The sequence below is a fragment of the Segetibacter aerophilus genome, from assembly GCF_007991655.1.
Lineage (GTDB): Bacteria > Bacteroidota > Bacteroidia > Chitinophagales > Chitinophagaceae > Segetibacter > Segetibacter aerophilus.
Map to the genome: position 1 here is coordinate 99,132 of NZ_BJYT01000001.1, position 20,513 is coordinate 119,644.

The following is a 20,513-nucleotide window of genomic DNA, read 5'->3' on the forward strand; positions in this document are numbered from 1 at the left end:
CTTTTTTATTGGTATTACTATGCAGGTTTAACTGCATTTGCTTCTTCAACTACCTCTTCCTTTTTTACTTCTGCCGGCATTTTGCCCTGTTGTTCTTCATCTTTTTCATCGCCCAGCAAAAGACCCCATGGTTTGAGGCTTTCAATTCTGTCGAATACAACCTTAGCAATAGCAATTACAGGAATTGACAAAAACATTCCCGGGATACCCCAAAACATTTCGCCAATAATAACTCCTAATAAAGTAATCAAGGCATTGATTTTAACCTTGGATCCAACAATCACGGGGAGCAGAATATTGCTGTCTATCAGGTGCATTACTACTATGGTTACCATCACCAATACGATCTTGGTTGTCGTAGCCGCGCTCCCAATGGTAATTAGCGTGCTGAGCACGAGCGAGGTAAATATTCCTATGTAAGGAATAATGTTAAACAGGCCTGTTATAAGACCCAACAACACGGCGTATTTAATACCGATAATCGAGAAAGCAATACAACAAGCTATTGCAACAATGGCCATTTCAAGTAAGAGCCCAAGGATATATTTCCGGATGATGTTTTGTACCTGTGCAACAATATCATACACTGTCTCAGAATTTTCTTCTGCAAAAACAGCCACCAAAAATTTTATAATCAGCTTGCGATAAAACAACAGGAAGAATGTGTCGATCATTACAAAAACAAGAAACAATAAAATAGACGATAGTGAAAGTACGGTAGCACCGATCATCGATGTGCTTGCCGACATCATTTTATCTGTCGCGTTGTGCACGTACCTGATTTGCTTCGCCGTGTTAATGTGAAAAGTTTTTCCTATCCACGTGTGAATGTCATCGAGGGTGGCTGCAAATTGTACTTTAAATAGAGGCCAGTCTTGCGCAAGATCAGATAGTTGAGAGCCGACAAAGTAAACAATTAGGGAAACGAATACAATCAACAGGATAACGGCCAAACCCGAAGAAGCACTTCTTGGTAGTTTGAGCCTTTTTTCCGCAAGATCTGCAACAGGCAAAAGCACGATTGAAAAGAGAAAAGAAAACAGAAGGGGTGAAAGGACTTGTTTGCCTAAAATAAAAATGTACCCTAGCGCGATCAGGCTCACGAGTATCATTGCCAGCTTAGTATAGAAGGGTGCGTTGAAGGGCTTGCTTGAAGTAGTCATTATCGATTTTGCTGTTAATTTAAATCCTATTGAAAAAGATTGATTGCTAACAAGAGGCTTGAAACGAAAAACCATGCCCCTGGCAATATGTTGAAAACAGGTATGAGATGAAACTACAAAAAACGAGGCTGCATTAAAAGTGGGTGCAAACGCACGGAGCGCGACATCCATTTTCGCATTAACAAAATCTGTTGAAAAAAGAATGAAAGCTTGAACGGAGCGCCGCAACGATGCTGATTAAATATCGAAAAGTTCAGGACAAAAAAAACCTGAAACTTTCGCTTCAGGCCTTCTTTATCCAACTAGTTGGTTGATATAATCTTTTCCTTTTTGGTATTAACGTATGGTTCGTGGTGGTCTTTATAAAACTGCTTTTTTGAGTCTCTGTAGAATGAAACCGCGCCAACCATGCTCATAAATTTTATATAGTACCAGGCGAAATCAATTTGATATGGCTTGAAACCTGAACGTGCACTTTTAGGATATAAGTGGTGATTGTTGTGCCATTCTCCTGCCACTATTCCAGGCCAGAGTTGATTGATCGACATGTCGTTTCTGTTATAATCGACACCTTCAGTACGCTTGTCCTGACCTTTTCCATGACCTTCATAGTTAAAAGTGCGAACGCCCACTGCCCAAACTCCAGCACCACCAAATAATGCACAAGCCAGACCATGACCACCAATAAGGAAAAAAACAAGATACCAGAAACCCCAGTTCAGGGCAATGCCAGCAAGGGTGCGCCAAGGGTTAGCAACGGATCCCCATTGTAGATATTGAGCGTAGGTATTTGGATTTACCCCTGTATGCTTCATGAGAACAAGGGCACGATTATAATCTGCCTCAGAAAGATTTCTATTGATAGGCTGATGATTAACATCAGCAAGAAAGCAATATAAAAAACCAGCATTTGCATTGTAAGGATCTCCGGGCTCATCTGACTTTGCGTGGTGCACATGATGGGAGAGAGCGTAAATTTCTTCAGGAATCGCTTTTAGTGTGAGGTTCTGGGTAAAGAAGCGCCAGAAATTGTTGCGGAATTTATAAGCCCTGTGCGTGCAGTATCTATGATGCCAGATAGTACCATGAGTACCCATGATGATCATACTATAAACAAACGCTGCAGCAAAACGGGGCCAGGTAAAGTATTTGAAAATAAAAAGAAAAAGAAACGGAGCCAAACAAACTACGGTTAGCCAACTAATAAAAGGAAGCCAGTTTTTCTTTGTTTTAAAGATGTTTAACCTCGAGAAAAACTCTCTTAAAATTTGACCGGGAGTAGGCTTTACTAAGTTTCCCGTAGTGTCTTTCCAACCATAGGATGGTTCTTCGAGGATGTAATCTAATAATGGCATTAGTAGTAAGAATAAATATAAATAAAGGGTCAAGCTACCTTTTTTACATTGATAAACGGTTAATTATCAGGATAATCTTTTGTTATTGCAGGATGAAATTGAGATGGTATTTCGGATAGCTCTAACACCCATTCCTTTAGATATGATTTAAAAAGGATATCTAGAAGTAACCTTTATGATAATAAAGACTGATTTTAAGTATCACCATATTCTTGCATGCTTGTTTTGATGATCAAAAAATGAAAAATGAAATACTAAAGCGATGCGCAGAACGCTTGTACAAAAAGCCTTGTTCTACATTTGCGATAGTTTTACTGCAAGGGGCAAGAGCAGCTCTTGCGATATAAATAGTAGCCCATTAAAATGCATCAACAAAAAGAACCCACATTAGGTAGCCTGATAAGTCGGGAAGTTTATATTCAGGCTTATTGTTTCATTATCATTCTTTGTTTTGTCGTATCTGGATGTGGAACGCGTAGCACTAATGATAAGCAGGTTTTCTCTTTTAATCTAACTGAAGGTGTCTCTACATTAGATCCGGCTTTTGCTAAAAGCCAGGCAACGATATGGACAAGCCATCAGCTATACAATACTTTGGTCGAAACCGACAGTAACCTCAACATTGTTCCCTCCATTGCAAAAAGTTGGGAAGTCGACAACGAGCGGTTGCTATACACTTTTCATTTACGACAAGATGTACGCTTTCATGATAACGAAGCATTTGAGGAAGGAAAGGGTAGAAGGCTAGTGGCGGAAGACGTTGTGTATAGTTTGTCGAGGATTATAAATAAATCGACGGCTAGCAGTGGCGCCTGGATTTTTAATAACCGGGTTGATAGTTTGCATCCTTTCACTACCGTTAATGACTCCACTTTTCAGCTAAAACTCCTTCGCCCTTTTCATCCCATTTTAGGCATTTTAACTATGCCCTATTGCAGCATTATTCCGAAGGAAGTGGTTGAAAAATATGGAAAAGATTTCCGCAGTCATCCATGTGGAACGGGTCCGTTTCAATTCAGGTTCTGGGAAGAAGGGCAAGCGCTTGTGTTGCATAAAAACCCTCACTACTTTGAAAAAGATGATAAAGGAAACCAACTGCCTTATCTCGACGCGGTAAAAATTTCTTTTCTCGATAGCAGGGCTACAGAATTTCTAGCTTTTCAACAAGGCCAATTAAGTTTTGTAAACGATATTGATCCGTCGTTTAAAGATGAGGTGTTGACTAAAGCAGGTGAGCTTAGGGAAGACTGGCGACAAAAAATAGTGTTGAATAAACATGCTTACCTGAATACTGAATACCTGGGCATTTTGGTAGATGAAAAAAAGGCCCAAATCAAAAGTTCTCCCCTACAAATAAAAGCAGTTCGACAGGCGATCAACAGTTCTATAAATCGCCACAAACTCATGATGTACATGCGCAACTCAATAGGCATTGCAGCTGAGGGTGGTTTTGTGCCGGCAGGACTACCGTCGAGAAATGCTGAATTGGTAAAAGGTTATCCGTACGATCCGGCAAAGGCGCGAAGGCTATTGAAAGAAGCTGGTTTTGAAAACGGAAAAAATATGCCTGCGATTACTTTGCTCACCATTCCTATATACGCAGACATTGGCAGCTTTGTGGCTAAGCAGTTGGAGGAAACGGGTATTAAAGTACAGGTTGAGGTGATTCAGAAAAGCTTATTGCTCGAGCAGACTGCCAAATCAAAAGCGCCGTTCTTTCGTGGTAGCTGGATTGCAGATTACCCTGATGCGGAAAATTACATGGCAATGTTTTATAGTAAGAATCCTGCCCCTCCAAATTATACCCGCTATAAAAATCCGGCTTTTGATGTTTTATATGAAAAATCATTACTAGAGAATAATGATAGCACCAGGTTCAGTTTATATCGGCAAATGGATCAACTTGTAATAAATGATGCTCCTGTCGTTCCGTTATTTTATGATATGGCTATTCATCTCGTTAATAAGAACGTACAGGGCATAAGACCTAATGCATTAAATCTGCTCGAACTACGATGGGTTAAGATTTCGAACAAGGAGTAGAAGGGAACTAAATTTCAAATGAACTGTCACACTAAATCAAACAAAAAAGTACCGACGCCAGCCTATAAAGACCTAATCGGTACTTAATAAAAAGGAGAGGCAGCAGTTGATTATTTAGAATTACTTGCTGTACTTGATGCTTTGTTTGTTGCTGTCCCTACAAAGTCTGTTGCAGTTTGTTTTACACTTTCGTACGCGCCTGAGGCTGCCTCTTTAATATTAGTTGTCGCATCACTTAGTTTTTCTTTCAGATTGTCTGTTAAATCTTTACCGCCCTGAACTACCTTTTCTTTTAGCTCATTTCCCTCTTCAGTAAATATACCTGCTATAACAGCTCCTATTGCCGCGCCAGCTATCGCGCCTAATAACACTTTTGGTCCCGAGTTCATAATAAATGTTTTTGTTGTTAATTCTTATAATTTGAAAAAACAGTGCCAATTGAAGTTGTCAAAGGTCTAGACCTTTCTAAGGTTATTTAAGAATAGCGACAAGTGTAGGAATAAACCTTTTAAACGTTGGAAATGTCGTCTCCAGGCTCATCGCTTTCTACAAACCGTTGTTTGTGAACTTCATTCCACAGCTCTTTTACTCAGAAGGCTCCCGTTAAAAGGTGAGGTGCAAAAAAAGAGACCTCGCACCTTATTTTTATTACTTCACCGATTACTCCCGACGTATTTTAATAAATTTACATGTTTTGGCTTGATTTTTCTTAGCTGTATCATGCGTTAAAATAAGGGGCATGAAAAAAGAAGAAATTCATCTTGGGGATATTAAACGAATACTATTTGGGCAAACACCGCCAGAGTTTATGGGTGAGGTGGCTGTGAGAACCATCCTCATTTTTATGTTGCTAATGTTAGCAGTACACCTCATGGGCAAGAGAATGTCGGGCCAGGTCACTATCGTTGAATTATCTGTCATGATTACCCTTGGTGCTATCGTGTCTCCCATAATGCAATTACCTGACAGGGGAATTGCATTTGGCGTTGTGGTGTTTGCCGTTGCCATTGTTTTTCAGCGTGGCCTTAATTACCTGGGATTTAGAAATGAAAAAATTGAAAAGCTCTCTCAAGGTGAAATGAGCTTGTTGGTAAAAGACGGTACTATGATTTTGGAAGAAATGGGGAAAACGCAAATTACCAAGCAGCAACTGTTTGCTTTAATAAGAGAAAAGAAAATTCCAAACTTAGGCGGAGTTAAACGAGCTTACCTCGAAGCGTGTGGTATTTTGAGTGTGTATGAAGCTGAAAAGGCTCATCCCGGCCTGCCGGTCTTTCCTTCCACAGATCCTGTCATTAAGGATGTTTTAGCACAATCAGAAGATTCCATTATGGCCTGTTGCAATTGCGGACATACGCAGGTGGCCAAGGAGAAAGACACGCCTTGCGAGTTTTGTAATGTCACAGAATGGACAAAAGCATATTTATCGAAATAACACCTGCATAAAAAATCATGAAGCCGGAAGAAATAAAATTTACAGATTGGTCAAGAATTCTATTGGGGCAGGTGCCGCCCGAATTCTATATTGAGTTAGCTATCCGTGGTTTTTTGGTATACTTTCTCCTAATAGTAAGTATGAGGTTTTTAGGCAAGAGAATGTCTAGCCAGATAAGTAGGGTCGAACTCGGCGCACTTGTTTCGCTTGCGTCCGCTATTGGTGTACCCTTGCTGTCACCTACTAATGGAATTTTGCCTGCCTTTATTATTGCTTTTATTATAGTTGGTCTGGTACGCCTCATATCCTACATCAGCATAAAAAGTCAAAAGTTTGAACGGGTGACACAAGGCGATCTTGATATGCTGGTGGAGGATGGTGTTATGCGAGTAAACATCATGAAGCGGGTACGGGTAACCCGCGAACGTTTATTTGCACAGCTACGCTCAGAAAACCTCAATCATTTAGGCGCTGCTAAAAGAGTTTATATGGAAGCAAACGGATCTTTTACCCTGGTAAAAAATGAAGAGAGGCAGCCGGGTCTACTGGTTTTGCCAGACTGGGATGAAGGATTTATAGACGAAAAATTAAATTGGACAGACGTGAGAATTTGTAAAGAATGCGGTGCAAAAATGCCAGAAAACAACACACGAAAAAGAAATGATGTTAGCTGCACCAATTGTGGGTCTAATGAGTGGACGAAAGCTGTGCTGGAGAAGCAATAATGTCTCCTGGAGCTTTGAAGGTTTTTGCAGGAATAATATCAAAAGAACTAAAAACACTTTAGATGAATAAACTAACGATGCTTGTACATGGCGGAGCAGGTCCTGACTCTGAATTTATTAAGAAGAATGCAGAGGCTTACAAGCAGGGATTGCGGGAGGCAGTAAACACAGGATATAGTGTTTTAGAGGCAGGTGGAAGTGCAGTAGATGCAGTGGAAGCAGCGGTGAATTATTTAGAAGACAACGCCTTGTTTAACGCCGGACGTGGTTCGGCACTAAATGAAAAGGCACAAGTTGAAATGGACGCCTCAATTATGGACGGTAAAACGATGAAGTCCGGAGGAGTGGCGATTGTAAGGAATGTAAAAAACCCTGTTACACTTGCAAGAGCCATTATGGACAAGACTAAGCACATCTATATTGGAGATATGGGCGCGCTTGAACTAGCCGGCAAGTTTGGATTGCGTGTAATGCCCGAAGCTTATTTTATCACTGATCACGCGTACGAGCAATATATAGAAGCTACTAAGGAAGAAGCGAACAGCATACAGCAAGCCGGGGAGTACCAGGTTCGAAAAAAGGAACATGGAACAGTTGGCGCAGTGGCTGTTGACAAAGATGGTAACGTTGCTGCTGCAACTTCAACAGGCGGTTTAGAGAATAAGGTACCGGGGAGAATAGGCGACAGTTCAATAACGGTTGAGACAACAGTAAAAGCAGTGTATGGAGTAAAAGAAGTAAAAAACAACATAGTGATTGCTCCTGTTGTAATTGGTACAGACGAGCAACTAAAGCAGGGCGTAGATAGCCTTCTTAAAGACTATCCCGCTATCGAAGCAATTACCAAAGATAGTATTGTGTATCTCCAGGGGAAGCTGGCCGACGACCAGGTGATGAAGCTGAAAGACGCCATTAATACACTTAAACCAAAGATGGTGGATGCAAGGCTAACATCCCGCTAATTACAGGTGTACCCCGGCTTCTTCTGTCTGACTTACCAATTGCATTTTTGTATTTCAAACACCTATCAGCTAATATCAGCTGACAGAAAATTAAAAAGATAGAACTGACTAAAAACAATTGATGGCTGAAAGACGCGGCATTTTTCAATAGTCGTCGGCAAGACAAGCGGCATGAACAAAGGCAGGGGTCGATGACTATATATATTCCTATCTTCGCCCTAATACATCCATTAACGTCCACCCAATAACAACACATGAATTCTTCCTCAATAAATATCTTGATAGCTGATGATGATAATGATGACGCCCAATTATTGTCTGAGGCAATCTTAAATATCCTTCCTTCGGGCAAATGTTCTCATGTCGTTGACGGTATAGCAGCACTAAGGCATATTAAAACCAATGTTGAACCCGACCTTGTTTTCCTTGATCTGAATATGCCCTTAAAAAATGGGATCAATTGTTTAAAGGATATCTATAATCTTGATTTGCTTCCAAACACGCCAATTGTTATTTATTCCACTTCTAAAAACATTAAAGACATAGAAGACGCCTACAAGTATGGCGCTTCGTTTTATATTGTTAAGCCTGCTTCGTTCAAAGAGTTGTGTAAAATAATTAAACTCGCTATCACCATACTAGGTAAGCCTAAAAGTGAAAGAGTTGAGAAATCGAATTTTGTTCTTAGGGAAGAAACAAAAACGGTATAATTTGTATTTGCTTTTATCCGATATGAAAAAGAGATTGCATTTCTAAACGAACAGCAACACGGGAAAGCTAGCCGCAATCGGGGCAGATCAACTAAAACTAAATGTTCTTTCGTTATCGGGCTTCTATGTCGTCGGTTGGGTCTTGTTCTTCTCCCTCTCTAATATTGCATGTACATGTTTGGTGATTGTTTCAGGCATTTCTGAATCCTCTAATATTTTGTCTACGCATCCTGTCTGTATTGCATTTGCCGGCATTTCAGGGTAAGCACATGATGCAGGATTTTGTATTATCACCATACCTCCAGCCTTATGTATATCTATAACGCCTGCAGCACCATCTATCCCACTACCGGAAAGAATTACAGCTATACTTCTGCTGGCTTTCGCTTCTGCCAGCGATTTTAAAAAGCAGTTGATAGAATAATTATAATTGGACCATTCTACGACCCGCGGCTGCAGGTAAAACTGGTCGTCTTTTATCAACAAGTAACTGTTTGAAGGAGGTACGTAAACAATGTCTCTTTCAATCAGCATCCCATCCATTGCCTCCTTAATTTCAAGCTTTGAATGCCTTTGCAAAACTTCGGTCAGCACACCTCGCTGTCCTACGGGAATATGTCTTAAAATAATGTATGTGGCGTGGTCATGCGGAACATGATCAAAGAAAGTTAATAAAGGTTCTAATCCACCTTCTGAGTAACCAATCGCCACAATAAATTTATGGTTCATAGTAAAACATTTAGATAACTGATGCAAAAATTACAAGTAGTATCGGGGGGTGAATTAAAAGTAAACCTATACCTAAGAACTAAAACCTGTTCTTCTTAAAAGGTAGGAAAAATTATGCCGTAAGTTTACAAAAGATTAAATAAAGGCACAAAAATCCCTTTAACTTATTAATACTTAGATAACTAACTTAATTAACTTTAGCGTTCTAAAAAATTACTGTACACAATGCGAAAGTTGTAACAGTAAAAATGGATAACATTAAAAAAATAAAATGAAAAAAATTGTGGTCAATTCAGCATTAGGTATTTTAATGGCAGGCGTCTTTACTTCATGCGGCAACAACAGCAGCAGTTCAGAATCAAGCAACGCTTCTGATACAACTTCCAAAGTTTCGAAAGCAGGGATACAACAATCAGATTGGGGTGAGACCGATGGTAAAAAAGTTTTTCTCTATACACTTACAAACGAGAACGGAGTACAGGTAAAAATTTCTAATTATGGCGGTACGGTTACCTCTTTCGTCACACCTACAAAAAGCGGGGCAAGTAGCAACATTGTTCTGGGCTTCGAAGAATTGTCAGGCTATCTTGCCAAGCCTCCTTACTTTGGCGCTACTGTAGGTCGCTACGGTAATCGTATCGCAAAAGGCAAGTTTACTCTCGACGGAAACACTTATACGCTTGCAACCAACAATGGTCAAAATGCTTTGCACGGTGGTCTTAAGGGATTTGATAAAGTAGTATGGGATGTTGCTCCGATAGATAGTGCTACACCTGCTCTGACCTTAAGTTATTTAAGCAAGGATGGCGAAGAGGGCTATCCTGGTAATTTGAAGGTTTCTGTAAGGTTTTCTTTATCTGACGATAATGAATTAACCATCGATTATGAAGCCGACACAGATAAAGCAACTCCTGTTAACCTTACCAATCACAGTTATTGGAATTTAACCGGCGATGCTAAAAATACTATTCTCGATCATTCGTTAAAGATTGACGCCGACAAGTATACCCCTGTTGATACGACTTTGATCCCAACAGGAGAATTGAAGCCGGTTAAGGGAACTCCTTTTGATTTTACAGAACCTCATACTGTCGGCGAGCGCATCAGCGCAGTTCCCGGAGGCTACGATCATAACTGGGTGTTGAATCACAAGATGGGTTCTATGGATCTTGTGGCTACTTTATCAGATCCTTCAACCGGAAGAAAGTTGGAAGTGTATACTACTGAACCGGGCCTTCAATTCTATTCAGGAAACTTCTTAGATGGAACTATTAAAACCAGTTTCGGTACTCCTATTCAAAAACATGCTGCGCTTTGTTTAGAAACACAGCACTTTCCTGATTCTCCTAACAGGCCAAACTTTCCTTCAACAATTTTGAAGCCGGGAGAAAAATATCATACTACGACGAAGTATAAAGTAATACTTGAAAAATAACCTAAAGGTTTGAACGAAATAAAGGCAAAAATTAAAAAATGCATGAAAGTTTTTCATGCATTTTTCATTTCCTGCCTGAGGTAAAATTTAAAAGCACAGTTCTTGCACTTCAGTTTTAAATTTGATTCTTACAAAAAAATATAACATGGAAGTACGGTTTGAAAGTTCTCCACGAGAGACAAAAAGTATGAATACACAAGAATTGAGAGATAATTTTCTAATTGAGAATTTGATGGTCGATGATGAAGTAAAACTTGTGTATTCGCATTACGATAGGGTAATCATCGGTGGAGCGAAACCGGTAACTAAAACGTTGTCTCTTGAAACACATGCCGAGCTAAGAGCCGATTTTTTTCTTGAAAGGAGGGAGATGGGAATTATTAATGTTGGTGGAAATGGAGTCGTAGAAGCAGATGGGGAGACACACAACTTATCAAGACTAGATTGTTTATATATTGGCAAGGGTGTAAAGTCCGTTACTTTTAGAAGTGAGGAAGCCGGTACTCCGGCTATTTTTTACCTGCTTTCGGCACCAGCTCATATGACTTATCCTACCAGGAAATTGTCTAAAGAGGAAGCAACGCCAACAACTATTGGAGACCCTTCAACCTCTAACAGAAGAACGATTTATAAGTACATTCATTCAGAAGGTATCAAAAGTTGTCAGCTCGTAATGGGACTAACTGTTCTCGATAAAGGCAGCGTTTGGAACACCATGCCTAGTCACACACATACTCGTAGAATGGAAGCTTATTTTTATTTTGACGTGCAGGAAGGGCAGGCCGTCTTTCATTTTATGGGAGAGCCGCAGCAGACAAGGCACTTAGTACTACAGAACAATTCCGCTATAATTTCTCCACCCTGGTCAATCCATTCCGGTTGCGGTACAGCTAACTATGGTTTCATCTGGGGCATGGCCGGGGAAAACTATAACTACACTGATATGGACCCTGTAGCCATACCTGACATTAGATAATTTAAAAACAGGTAAAGAAATTAAGACACAGGTAGGAATATTATCGCAACAGGACTGTGGTACCTTTTTGCGCGTATTCGCGTCCATCGATTCCCACACCTTTCACCATCCAGACGACCGTTTGTGTTGTTTGTTCAACGCCCTTAAAAACACCATCCCATCCTGGCAGCGGTTTTTTTGTTTCAAATAACAGTTGCCCCCAGCGGTTATAAATTCTAAAGAAATGCAGATCCTTTAAACCAATGAGTATAGGTCGTAAATAATCATTTTTACCATCCTTGTTTGGTGTAAATGCAGTGGGCACATAAATCTCTACGTTCTTAATTATTTTAACCATCTGCGTATCTACCGTGAGACATCCCGTGTTTGTCAGGAGTTCTATAGTATATAACTGTTCCTGCGATCCCTTAAAAGTGGGGGTAAAGCTTGTCGCCGTATTTAAATTGATGGCAGGTTTCCATAACACGTTCTCGCTTATCTGCCGCGCCTGTAATGTTAGAGGTGAATTACTAAGGGCATATTCTACTGCATAACTCGTTGCAGGCTTGGCAATATCAATTATAATAGGCTGCTTTTTAGTAGTGATACTACAGCCAATATCATTCTTTAATAAAGCATGGTAAGTGCCACTTGAGGATACTCTAAAAGTAGGTTGTGTAGCCCTGCTAATGGCCGCGTCATTTTTAAACCATTGTATACTATTGGTGGGATTAACATTCAGAATTGCGCTATCATTATTTCCAAAACAATAACTTTCTTTACCAAGCAGGCGAAGGGAATCATCGATTACTGAAGCGCGTACTACAACTGTATCAGTTATTCGGCACCCCCCTCCGCTGTTCATTGTTGTAACCACGTAAGACGTTGTTTTATCTGGAAAGGCCATGGGGTTAGCAACATCGGGCTTATTCAGTCCCGTTACAGGCGCCCACGTATAATGTAAGCCCGGTTTAGGTTTAATGCCTATAGGAACAGGGCTCATATTGCACGACAAAGTATCACGGCCTGCATTGGCAGTGACGGTAAGTGTGTCTTTCAATTTTGTAAACATTGTATTCGAACAGCCGTACCCGTAGTAGGGCTCAAGCTTTACGGCGATAACCGTTCCGGATGGTGGTGGCGGAGATAAATTAAGCACCTGTTGTGATCCCAGAGGAGTGGTTAGCGAGCTGTCGTACCATGCATAACTGGCATAACCATATGGCGCAGATACATTTATTGCAGTATCATCAGGACAATAAGTTGCGCCAACAAAACGCCCGCTGCATTCAGAATTTACATCTATGTACGCATATCCGAAATGTCTTCGAAAAGTACAATCAGCAGTTTTAAAAAATAGCCTGATTGTTTTGCCTGCATTACCAGACAGATCAATAGAAACAGGAGACCAGTCTTTGAACAAAACAGCAGTAGTATCGGATGAACTAGAAACCTGGAAGCCTGGCAAGGCTGTTCCCACTGCAATAAAACTATACGAAGCACAACTTATGGTAGTATTATCGGTAACGTTGGTAATCTCAATTTCCATTCTTGGTTGTTCAAACACCTGGTGATTAGGCGACTGAAATACTACAGCATAATTGTAGATAAGCGTATAAGCGTTTTCGTTTGCGGGAATAGTAAACTCGTAAGAAACTCCTTCCGCCTCACCACCTGCTTCTGTACTCCCTAATTTAATTGAATGGCCGCTTCCATTGGGGCACAGCACAGGAAATCGGCCAAAAGGGTCAACTTCATTGGTATTGTTATTGGCGTTGTACATAGTGTGATGACTATAAATGGGGCCGCTGGTAGCACCGAGGGAAATTTGATTTTGACCGCCAATTGCCGCAGTTCGACCTGTATAGCAGGTCCAGCCACTAAAAGTTCCGCTTTCAAAATCAATGTTATTCGGACAGCTTTGAGCAGTTAGTATGGATGAAGTTGAGACAAGAAATACAACTAGTAATAATACTGGCTTTACAAAAAGGTAATGGCGCTTTTCAGTATGAGATAGGTGTATCAAAAGGTGCACTCGATAAGTTTAGGCTTTTAAAGTTAAGATTATTTCAACCTCGACAGGGGGTACATAAATTAATTTTTTCCATATTGCTGATAGGGCAGTTTTAAAGGTTTGATCAAAAAGAAACACCTTTTTCATATTATAGATTATACGAAAAATAAATCGTTCAGGTTGGTTACTCCGACTGGTTTCAAGAAATAATCCTGGAGCAAGCGGTAGGCAAATTTTTGAAGTGCCGTTTATTAATCCAGATGAAATTTTAAAAACTTTGGTTGGGTGAAAAACTATTCTCCCGGGTAGTATTGTTTTTCAACGTGTTTCAATACGTCCTCTTTGTAAAACAAAACCTCTTTAAACTGCCCGTTGATGTACCCTTTTGCCTGGTCAGTATAATGTTTGTTCGAGGGATCGAATGACTGCCCCCCTGTAATAATGGATTTTGCTCTGACTCTTTTGCCAAATTCAACACAAGCTATAAAGCTATTTCCCGAAACTCCGTAACGCTTGTTTAAACCAGGCAAACGACGGGAAGCAAATGAAGGCAGTGAACCGAAAGTGGCTGCAGCCAGGCCAACAGGCATGCTGGGCTGGGCATCATCAAACTTTCCATCAGCAGGGCGTTGATATCGGTTGACTTCTCCCCAGGCTATTTTCCATGTTCCAAACCTTTTTTCGAGATCTTTTAGCGTTTCCGATAAAAGGCTCATCCTTTCGTTTGAAGTAGTGGCAGCCAACGTGGCTTGCAACTGTTCAACCGCATACGAAGCTTTGTAAGGATTTGCAACGGCGGGTGCCTTCTGCAAAAAGCGGTAACCAAATTCAATTGCGACGGTAGATGCTATGGAAGAATCAGAAGAACTTTTATTCCAGGCTCTTAAAAGTCCTATGGCTTCGCCTAATTCATTTTTCAAGGGGTGCGACGCACTTAACGCTTCGTAATCCTTCAACAACCTGGGAAGCAGGTGATCAAAGGCTGCCAGGTGATGGTTGTACCCTACTTCATTTATCATCTTATCAATGGTAAAATCCTTGGGACGGCTAAGCAAGCGTGCAGCATTTAACCCACGAAAATTTTCGCCATCAGGAGCCATATAACCTGGATAGTTTTGCTGTTTTGGACTGCTTTTTCCGGAAACCGTGAAAGGGGTAGAATTACAATTTTGAATGAACCCCGTTGCAGGATTGTAGACATGAACGATTTCATCCAAAGCGAAGAGACCTTTCCAGTCGCTGGTTGAACTGCTGCCGTCAACGGGCAAGCTATAGTCTACATTTTTATTTCTTTTAGGAACGTAGTTGCCATGCCAATAAGCAATATTTCCTTTGTTGTCTGCGAAGACTGTATTATCGGAGGTATTTGACCGCAAATCCATATTCCTTTTGAAATCATCAAATCCTTTCGCTTTCGTTCGAAGCCATGATTGCATTAAAGCTGGCAGCGAGCGATTGTTTTCTCTCAGGCTTAACCATTTTCCATCCCGGCTCCCCATGACCGGGCCATGATTGGTATAATAAGTAGTGAATGTTTGCTCGCGGAAGCCATCACCTTTTTTATATCGGATTACGACAGGTTTTGTTTTCACCGGTACCAGTTCGTTGTCGTACCTAGTAAAAATAGAGTCCCCCTTTTTTACAGTCGTCTCTATAAAAAGATCTGCAACATCAGTGGCACCTGAAGTATGCATCCAACCGCAGTTTTCGTTAAATCCCTGGAAAACAAAAAAAGTACCCCATGTTACTGCACCGTAAGCCTGCAAACCTTCTTCACTTACCATCTGTGCCTCAGATCTAAAATAAAATGTTACGTGCGGGTTAATATAGAGGATGGCATTTTTTGAGGCGGTTTTAGAAGGAGCGACCGCAAAGCCATTTGATCCCGTAGGGTCCACATCATAAAAGGGAATTTTCTTATCGATATAAGAAACAGCATTATTTTTTGCTGGATAAAGATTTTTAATGTCCTGGCTGGTAACACCGCCGTTCTGGGTAGCAGAAATACTACCATTTGTGCGAAGCAGCGCAAACCATGGTTCAAAACGCGTTAAGACTGCCGGCTTTACTTCGGGATGTTTGTAGAGATAATAATTTACTCCGTCAGCGGCAGCATCTAATAATTTATGGAGCCATGCAGGGCTCTTATGATAATCAGCAATGGCAGCGGAGGTATCATAAATCAGGCGCATTTCAAGATCGTTATACAATTGTTCTTCGCCATACACTTCAGATAACCTGCCCAACATCTCAAGGTTATTCTCTTCAACCTTTCTGAAACTTTCTTCGCACTGCGCATACAATAATCCAAACACGGCGTCTGCATCGGTCTTGCCATATACATGCGGAACACCGTAGGTATCGCGGATGATTTTTACACGTTGAGCCTCTGTTTTATATCGTTCAATTTCTGTTGGCGAAAAGGGTTGTGAGAAAGAAATAATGGGAATAAAAAACAGTGCAAATAATAGTGTCATGTAAATTTTCAATTGGTCTTCTAAAGTAATATAAATGTTCCCAAATTAATTCTGGCACAAACTGAGAGTTAACTGAACTGGTGATACAGGTATTTTACAAATATGTAGATAAGCCAAATCACCCCCGCAAACAATGCCCCGAAAATTATCACCACTGGCAGGATGACTTTCCACGCGCCCCCTTTGTGTCTGCCTTCTACATAATGCTCTCTCATCAAACGCATGTTTTTTGTGTTTGATTTAAATCCGACGTCAAACAGGTCGCCAACTAAAGGGATAGAGCCAATGATCGTGTCAATCAAAACATTTAAAATCATCCTTGCTAACACAAAGCCGCTTGCTCCATTTTTCACCATTACAAATAACATAAATGTGGAAATGCCAAAAGTGGAAAGATCTCCTGCACCTGGTATCAAACCAATAATGGCATCAAGACCAAAACGAATATTTGTTCCCGGTACTTTAAACTGGTTGTCCATTAACCTTGCAAGAAATTCAAGCTGTCTTAATTGAGGATTATTTGTAGGAAGTTGCTCGCGCATGCTGAGGTTTTAATGTTTTGATATGGTACAATTACTCAAAAATGCTTCCAACATTTAAGGGCAAAAAAACGCAAGCAAAAAGAGGTAGGAGTGACGTCTCTAAGCTTCGAAAAATTATTTCCTTCGTTCATCGCTATTTGCTAGGTTTAGTTTGCCATCATGCTTTCCTATTTATGAAATTGAAACAATTGCTTTCTTATGCTCTACTGCTGACAACGTTCCACCAATCAATTGCACAACCACCCAAGTGGATCGTTATTGCTCCCGGTGTTTGGAAAGCAGTGATTGGTAAACCGGAAGCATACAACTTACTTATTGCGTCGGGAGCTAAACCATATGCAGCGGGGTTAGCAAAAATGAGTACAGAAGTTTTTCCTTTCAACGAGGTTGACATTGCAGCTACTGTCAATGATGGTAAGACAGCTTTACGTTTTCCATTAAATAAGGAAGAGCAGTTGTATGGCTTCGGTCTAAACTTTCAAACAGTACAACAGCGGGGCAAAATCCTGCGATTGCACGTGGATCATTACGGAGGAAAAGATGATGGCCGAACGCATGCGCCGACACCTTTTTACGTCTCATCCAACGGCTATGGTGTTTTCGTTAATTCAGCGCGTTATATCGATGTATATGCAGGAAGCGCAGTTCGTAAAGACAGTAAAGATGCGCCCTCGGAAAAAGATAGGAATACTGATAAAACATGGCCCGCTCACCCTTACTCAGATGCGGTGGAAATGCTGGTACCTGCTAGCGGTGTAGAAGTATATGTCTTTGCCGGACCTACTGCTTTAGATGCCGTTAGACGTTTCAATCTTTTTAATGGAGGAGGTGTATTGCCGCCGCGTTGGGGCCTGGGATTTACACAAAGAGTAAAGTCTTTATTGACAGACGAAGAGGTAACGAAAGAGGCACAGGCTTTCGAAGAAAAAGGTTACCCGCTAGATTTTATTGGATTGGAACCCGGTTGGCAAAGCAGATCCTACCCCGGCACTTTCGAATGGGACAAGAATCGTTACCCGGATCCCAATAAGTTTGTGAACCAGATGTTGGCCAGGGGAATACGTCTCAATTTATGGATCAACCCCTATGTATCAAAATCGGCCTCTTTTTATAATTTGATCAAACCGTACACGGCTTCCCACACCGTTTGGGTAGGCGAAATCCCTGATTTTACTATTCCCGCTGCAAGGAAGATTTTCTTCGACCAATTGCAAAAAAATCAGGTAGACATTGGCGTAAGCGGTTATAAGATTGATGAGGTAGATGGCTACGATCATTACCTCTGGCCCGATGTCACCACCTTCCCGTCGAAAATAAGTGCAGAGCAAATGAGGCAGACGTACGGAATGTTGGCGATGCGCTACAGCATGCCTATGTTTCATAGCCAGAATAAAAGAACATACGGCCTGGTCAGGGCAAATAACGGAGGCGGCGTTTCGTTTCCTTATGTTATTTACAACGACTACTATAACCACGAAGATTTCATTACCGCACTCATCAATAGTGGTACTGCCGGTGTTTTATGGACACCTGAGGTGAGGGCGTCGAAGACAGCAGGGGAATGGTTAAGACGTTTTCAGACCGTAATATTTTCACCAATGGCAATGATTAATGCGTGGTCAAGCGGCACTAAACCGTGGTCCTACCCTGAGGTTGCAGAGCAAGTAAAGGAACTGGCATTGTTGCGAATGCAGATGATGCCTTACTGGTACAGTGAGTTTGCAAAATATCATTTTGAAGGAACGCCACCGTTTAGAGGAATGCATCTTGAACCTGGGTTCAGGGCTGAAGTAAAAAAGGAAGCAGGAAGCAGTAGCTTGGAAGAAAATCCTTACGCAGAGGCTGTTGCAAAAGAAATCAAGGATCAGTATATGGCTGGAGAAAACTTGCTTGTCGCACCTTTATTTACAGGACAAAAAACGCGTAAAGTAGTTTTGCCAAAGGGCAAATGGTACGACTTCTACACGGGTGCATTTGTCGGCGACGGAGAAGTGCTCACTATTGAGCCAGGACTTAATAAAATACCGGTGTATGCAAAGGATGGAGCTATAATACCTATGATGAAACCTCTGCTGCATGCTCCCAAAACCGCCCAAAAAGTTGATCTTGAAATTCGATTTTATGGCTCAAAACCTTCAAAGTACAGGCTGTATGATGATGACGGGGAAACTTTTAATTATGAAAAAGGTGAGTATAGTTTTCGCGAGTTAAAGGTTGAAAAAAATAGTGCAGGATTATTAACCGGAACAATATCAAATGCAACGGTAGGAAAGCCGAACACAGTGGGTAATGTAACATGGAAGTTTATGACACATTGGTAAACTAATTATCCTTACTGGATTAGGAAAAAAAAATCTCCTATTTCTTCGAATTACTAATCAATGAAGAATAAATCAAATGAAAAGATGGATGACTTTTACAAATCATCCATCTTTCGTTTTCGAATAAAAAAGGTTAATATCCCTGGTTTTGTGTTAGTTTATCATTTATTAAAATCTGAGGTGCTGGTATAGGTAACAACACTTCGTTTTCTGAATAAATATAGTCCTGCGCATTAAAAGCAACACCGCCTCTACTAACGGTAGGATTTGCTTTCTCCCGAGCACCATGTGCGTTCATAAACGCAACTAGCTCTGCACCAGTTTTGGTTCTCTTAAGATCAAACCACCGGTGGTTTTCGAAAGCCAATTCTACCCTCCTTTCCTGCAGCACCGCTGTTCTAAAGGCTGTTTGGTCAAGTCCGCTTAGGGGCAAAAGTCCAGCCCTCATTCGAACTCTATTGAGGTAGTTAAATGCTTCGGCCGTTGGCCCGGTTGCTTCGTTAATAGCCTCTGCCAGCATAAGCAACACATCTGCGTACCTAATAACCGGCCAATTATCATCTGTACGACCGGCAATAGTGTGGGCATGCTTATACTTAGTTACATAAGGTATTGGCACGACTGTACCATTTGTAGCAGTGTACGAGGTTTTTAAAGACACATCCTTACGTAGGTCACCTGCCTCATATGCTGCGATCATGTCATTGGTTGGTATATTACGACCAGAAGGCACAACGCTCGCATAACCTGTAATAGCTGCACCGGAAAGCCTTGGAGCGAAAATATACATGAAATTACTTTGCTCGCCCAGGTCATTGCCTCCCTGGTACTGTATCTCGAAAACAGACTCAACATTGTTTTTTTTATTTGGATCAAATACGTCAGCATAACTTGGCATCAAGCTATAGCCAAGTGGTAAGATTCCATTTAAAGTGGAGACTGCTTCAGTATACTTTTTTTGCGTCAGGTAAACTTCACCTAATAAACTTATTGCAGAGCCTTTGGTGGCACGTCCCAGTTTTGCTGCAGGTTGTTTTGCAGGCATTGAAGCAATTGCATCCTTTAAATCACTTTCTATCTGCGTATATACCTGTGCCTGCGGAACCCTTAATTGCGCAAAAGCTTCGTTGGGCGTTTCAAGCGTTTTTGTAACCACCACTACATCGCCCCAATAACGCACGAGGTCGAAATATAATAGGGCACGCAGAAATTTCAGCTCCCCTTCAGTTTGCTTTTTTGACTCATCTGTTATTTCCGAATTTGGAAGTTTTCCCAATGTATTATTTACATTGTACATAACGCTGTAGTACAAGTTCCACAAATTCGAAATTTCGCCATTTCCTGAATTCACCGTAGAAAACTCGAAAGCTTCCCAACCTGCAGCGCCACCCCGATCTAGCGGGTTTAAATCGAAAGTGGTATTGTCTGACATCATTTCTTTAAATATGTAGCTAATGTTGGTGATGCGTTGTAGCTGTCCGTAAACGCCGTTCACCGCCTGGTCCACCTGCACCTGGTCCTTAAAGAATAGTTCGGTTCCTATTCTTGTAGGGTCAGTTTTGTTCAAAAACTCTTTGCTGCACGAGGTAGAAAATAGGCAAATAATTAGAAGCCCTATAGTTATTTGATATTTCATTAGTGTAGAAT

The 20,513-nt window shown here is 41.0% G+C and carries 16 protein-coding genes; 8 read left to right on the plus strand and 8 right to left on the minus strand.

The features are described 5' to 3' along the window. Nucleotides 1–17 precede the first annotated feature (17 nt). Nucleotides 18–1,334, minus strand: coding sequence for an AI-2E family transporter (locus SAE01_RS00400; protein ID WP_246113125.1), 1,317 nt, complete (start codon nucleotides 1,332–1,334; stop codon nucleotides 18–20). A 131-nt stretch (nucleotides 1,335–1,465) separates the two neighbouring features. Then, the gene (locus tag SAE01_RS00405; protein WP_246113126.1) at nucleotides 1,466–2,551 is read right to left on the minus strand and encodes a fatty acid desaturase; all 1,086 of its coding nucleotides are present in this window, start codon (nucleotides 2,549–2,551) and stop codon (nucleotides 1,466–1,468) included. A gap of 330 nt (nucleotides 2,552–2,881) precedes the next feature. On the opposite strand from SAE01_RS00405, the gene SAE01_RS00410 reads away from it, so the two are divergent. Next, nucleotides 2,882–4,561, plus strand: a complete 1,680-nt coding sequence (locus SAE01_RS00410; protein ID WP_147201551.1) for an ABC transporter substrate-binding protein — start codon at nucleotides 2,882–2,884, stop codon at nucleotides 4,559–4,561. 110 nt (nucleotides 4,562–4,671) lie between these two features. Here SAE01_RS00410 and SAE01_RS00415 read toward each other — a convergent pair whose 3' ends face one another. Beyond that, complete coding sequence (locus SAE01_RS00415) at nucleotides 4,672–4,950, minus strand: YtxH domain-containing protein (RefSeq protein WP_147201552.1); 279 nt, start codon at nucleotides 4,948–4,950, stop codon at nucleotides 4,672–4,674. A gap of 350 nt (nucleotides 4,951–5,300) precedes the next feature. Between SAE01_RS00415 and SAE01_RS00420 the strand changes: the two genes are divergently transcribed. From SAE01_RS00420 to SAE01_RS00435, 4 genes are all read left to right on the plus strand, one after another. Next, on the plus strand, nucleotides 5,301–5,996 hold the full coding sequence (locus SAE01_RS00420; protein WP_147201553.1) for a DUF421 domain-containing protein: 696 nt from the start codon (nucleotides 5,301–5,303) through the stop codon (nucleotides 5,994–5,996). A 17-nt stretch (nucleotides 5,997–6,013) separates the two neighbouring features. Beyond that, nucleotides 6,014–6,721, plus strand: coding sequence for a YetF domain-containing protein (locus tag SAE01_RS00425; RefSeq protein WP_147201554.1), 708 nt, complete (start codon nucleotides 6,014–6,016; stop codon nucleotides 6,719–6,721). A 62-nt stretch (nucleotides 6,722–6,783) separates the two neighbouring features. Then, entirely contained in the window at nucleotides 6,784–7,683 is a 900-nt protein-coding gene (locus SAE01_RS00430; RefSeq protein WP_147201555.1) for an isoaspartyl peptidase/L-asparaginase, read from the plus strand. 254 nt (nucleotides 7,684–7,937) lie between these two features. Then, the gene (locus SAE01_RS00435; protein WP_147201556.1) at nucleotides 7,938–8,393 is read left to right on the plus strand and encodes a response regulator; all 456 of its coding nucleotides are present in this window, start codon (nucleotides 7,938–7,940) and stop codon (nucleotides 8,391–8,393) included. A gap of 123 nt (nucleotides 8,394–8,516) precedes the next feature. Here the strand turns inward: SAE01_RS00435 and SAE01_RS00440 are convergent, their stop codons facing one another. Beyond that, nucleotides 8,517–9,122 (minus strand): chemotaxis protein CheB, encoded by a 606-nt coding sequence (locus SAE01_RS00440; RefSeq protein WP_147201557.1) that lies wholly within the window; start codon nucleotides 9,120–9,122, stop codon nucleotides 8,517–8,519. Nucleotides 9,123–9,393: 271 nt separating this feature from the next. Between SAE01_RS00440 and SAE01_RS00445 the strand changes: the two genes are divergently transcribed. Further along, nucleotides 9,394–10,557 carry an aldose epimerase family protein gene (locus SAE01_RS00445; RefSeq protein ID WP_147201558.1) on the plus strand — a complete coding sequence of 388 codons (1,164 nt, stop codon included), beginning with the start codon at nucleotides 9,394–9,396 and terminating at the stop codon, nucleotides 10,555–10,557. Nucleotides 10,558–10,702: 145 nt separating this feature from the next. Beyond that, nucleotides 10,703–11,533 (plus strand): 5-dehydro-4-deoxy-D-glucuronate isomerase, encoded by an 831-nt coding sequence (gene kduI / locus SAE01_RS00450; protein ID WP_147201559.1) that lies wholly within the window; start codon nucleotides 10,703–10,705, stop codon nucleotides 11,531–11,533. 40 nt (nucleotides 11,534–11,573) lie between these two features. Here the strand turns inward: kduI and SAE01_RS00455 are convergent, their stop codons facing one another. The 3 genes from SAE01_RS00455 to SAE01_RS00465 form a co-directional block, all read right to left on the minus strand. After that, on the minus strand, nucleotides 11,574–13,547 hold the full coding sequence (locus tag SAE01_RS00455) for a T9SS type B sorting domain-containing protein (RefSeq protein WP_147201560.1): 1,974 nt from the start codon (nucleotides 13,545–13,547) through the stop codon (nucleotides 11,574–11,576). Nucleotides 13,548–13,819: 272 nt separating this feature from the next. Next, nucleotides 13,820–16,003 (minus strand): penicillin acylase family protein, encoded by a 2,184-nt coding sequence (locus SAE01_RS00460; RefSeq protein ID WP_147201561.1) that lies wholly within the window; start codon nucleotides 16,001–16,003, stop codon nucleotides 13,820–13,822. Nucleotides 16,004–16,071: 68 nt separating this feature from the next. Beyond that, nucleotides 16,072–16,545 (minus strand): DUF4112 domain-containing protein, encoded by a 474-nt coding sequence (locus SAE01_RS00465; RefSeq protein ID WP_147201562.1) that lies wholly within the window; start codon nucleotides 16,543–16,545, stop codon nucleotides 16,072–16,074. 173 nt (nucleotides 16,546–16,718) lie between these two features. Between SAE01_RS00465 and SAE01_RS00470 the strand changes: the two genes are divergently transcribed. Then, nucleotides 16,719–18,866, plus strand: a complete 2,148-nt coding sequence (locus SAE01_RS00470; RefSeq protein ID WP_147202233.1) for a glycoside hydrolase family 31 protein — start codon at nucleotides 16,719–16,721, stop codon at nucleotides 18,864–18,866. 133 nt (nucleotides 18,867–18,999) lie between these two features. On the opposite strand, the gene SAE01_RS00475 is transcribed toward SAE01_RS00470, so the two are convergent. Continuing rightward, nucleotides 19,000–20,502, minus strand: a complete 1,503-nt coding sequence (locus tag SAE01_RS00475) for a RagB/SusD family nutrient uptake outer membrane protein (RefSeq protein WP_147201563.1) — start codon at nucleotides 20,500–20,502, stop codon at nucleotides 19,000–19,002. Nucleotides 20,503–20,513 lie beyond the last annotated feature (11 nt).

What these genes read in the sequence shown, in the direction of transcription:
- SAE01_RS00445 (WP_147201558.1), top strand. Translation starts at nt 9,394, where the DNA reads ATGAAAAAAATTGTGGTCAATTCAGCATTAGGTATTTTAATGGCAGGC.
- SAE01_RS00415 (WP_147201552.1), bottom strand. Translation starts at nt 4,950, where the DNA reads ATGAACTCGGGACCAAAAGTGTTATTAGGCGCGATAGCTGGCGCGGCA.
- SAE01_RS00460 (WP_147201561.1), bottom strand. Translation starts at nt 16,003, where the DNA reads ATGACACTATTATTTGCACTGTTTTTTATTCCCATTATTTCTTTCTCA.
- SAE01_RS00470 (WP_147202233.1), top strand. Translation starts at nt 16,719, where the DNA reads ATGAAATTGAAACAATTGCTTTCTTATGCTCTACTGCTGACAACGTTC.
- SAE01_RS00465 (WP_147201562.1), bottom strand. Translation starts at nt 16,545, where the DNA reads ATGCGCGAGCAACTTCCTACAAATAATCCTCAATTAAGACAGCTTGAA.
- SAE01_RS00425 (WP_147201554.1), top strand. Translation starts at nt 6,014, where the DNA reads ATGAAGCCGGAAGAAATAAAATTTACAGATTGGTCAAGAATTCTATTG.
- SAE01_RS00435 (WP_147201556.1), top strand. Translation starts at nt 7,938, where the DNA reads ATGAATTCTTCCTCAATAAATATCTTGATAGCTGATGATGATAATGAT.
- SAE01_RS00430 (WP_147201555.1), top strand. Translation starts at nt 6,784, where the DNA reads ATGAATAAACTAACGATGCTTGTACATGGCGGAGCAGGTCCTGACTCT.
- SAE01_RS00410 (WP_147201551.1), top strand. Translation starts at nt 2,882, where the DNA reads ATGCATCAACAAAAAGAACCCACATTAGGTAGCCTGATAAGTCGGGAA.
- SAE01_RS00440 (WP_147201557.1), bottom strand. Translation starts at nt 9,122, where the DNA reads ATGAACCATAAATTTATTGTGGCGATTGGTTACTCAGAAGGTGGATTA.
- SAE01_RS00475 (WP_147201563.1), bottom strand. Translation starts at nt 20,502, where the DNA reads ATGAAATATCAAATAACTATAGGGCTTCTAATTATTTGCCTATTTTCT.
- SAE01_RS00420 (WP_147201553.1), top strand. Translation starts at nt 5,301, where the DNA reads ATGAAAAAAGAAGAAATTCATCTTGGGGATATTAAACGAATACTATTT.
- kduI (WP_147201559.1), top strand. Translation starts at nt 10,703, where the DNA reads ATGGAAGTACGGTTTGAAAGTTCTCCACGAGAGACAAAAAGTATGAAT.
- SAE01_RS00400 (WP_246113125.1), bottom strand. Translation starts at nt 1,334, where the DNA reads ATGGATGTCGCGCTCCGTGCGTTTGCACCCACTTTTAATGCAGCCTCG.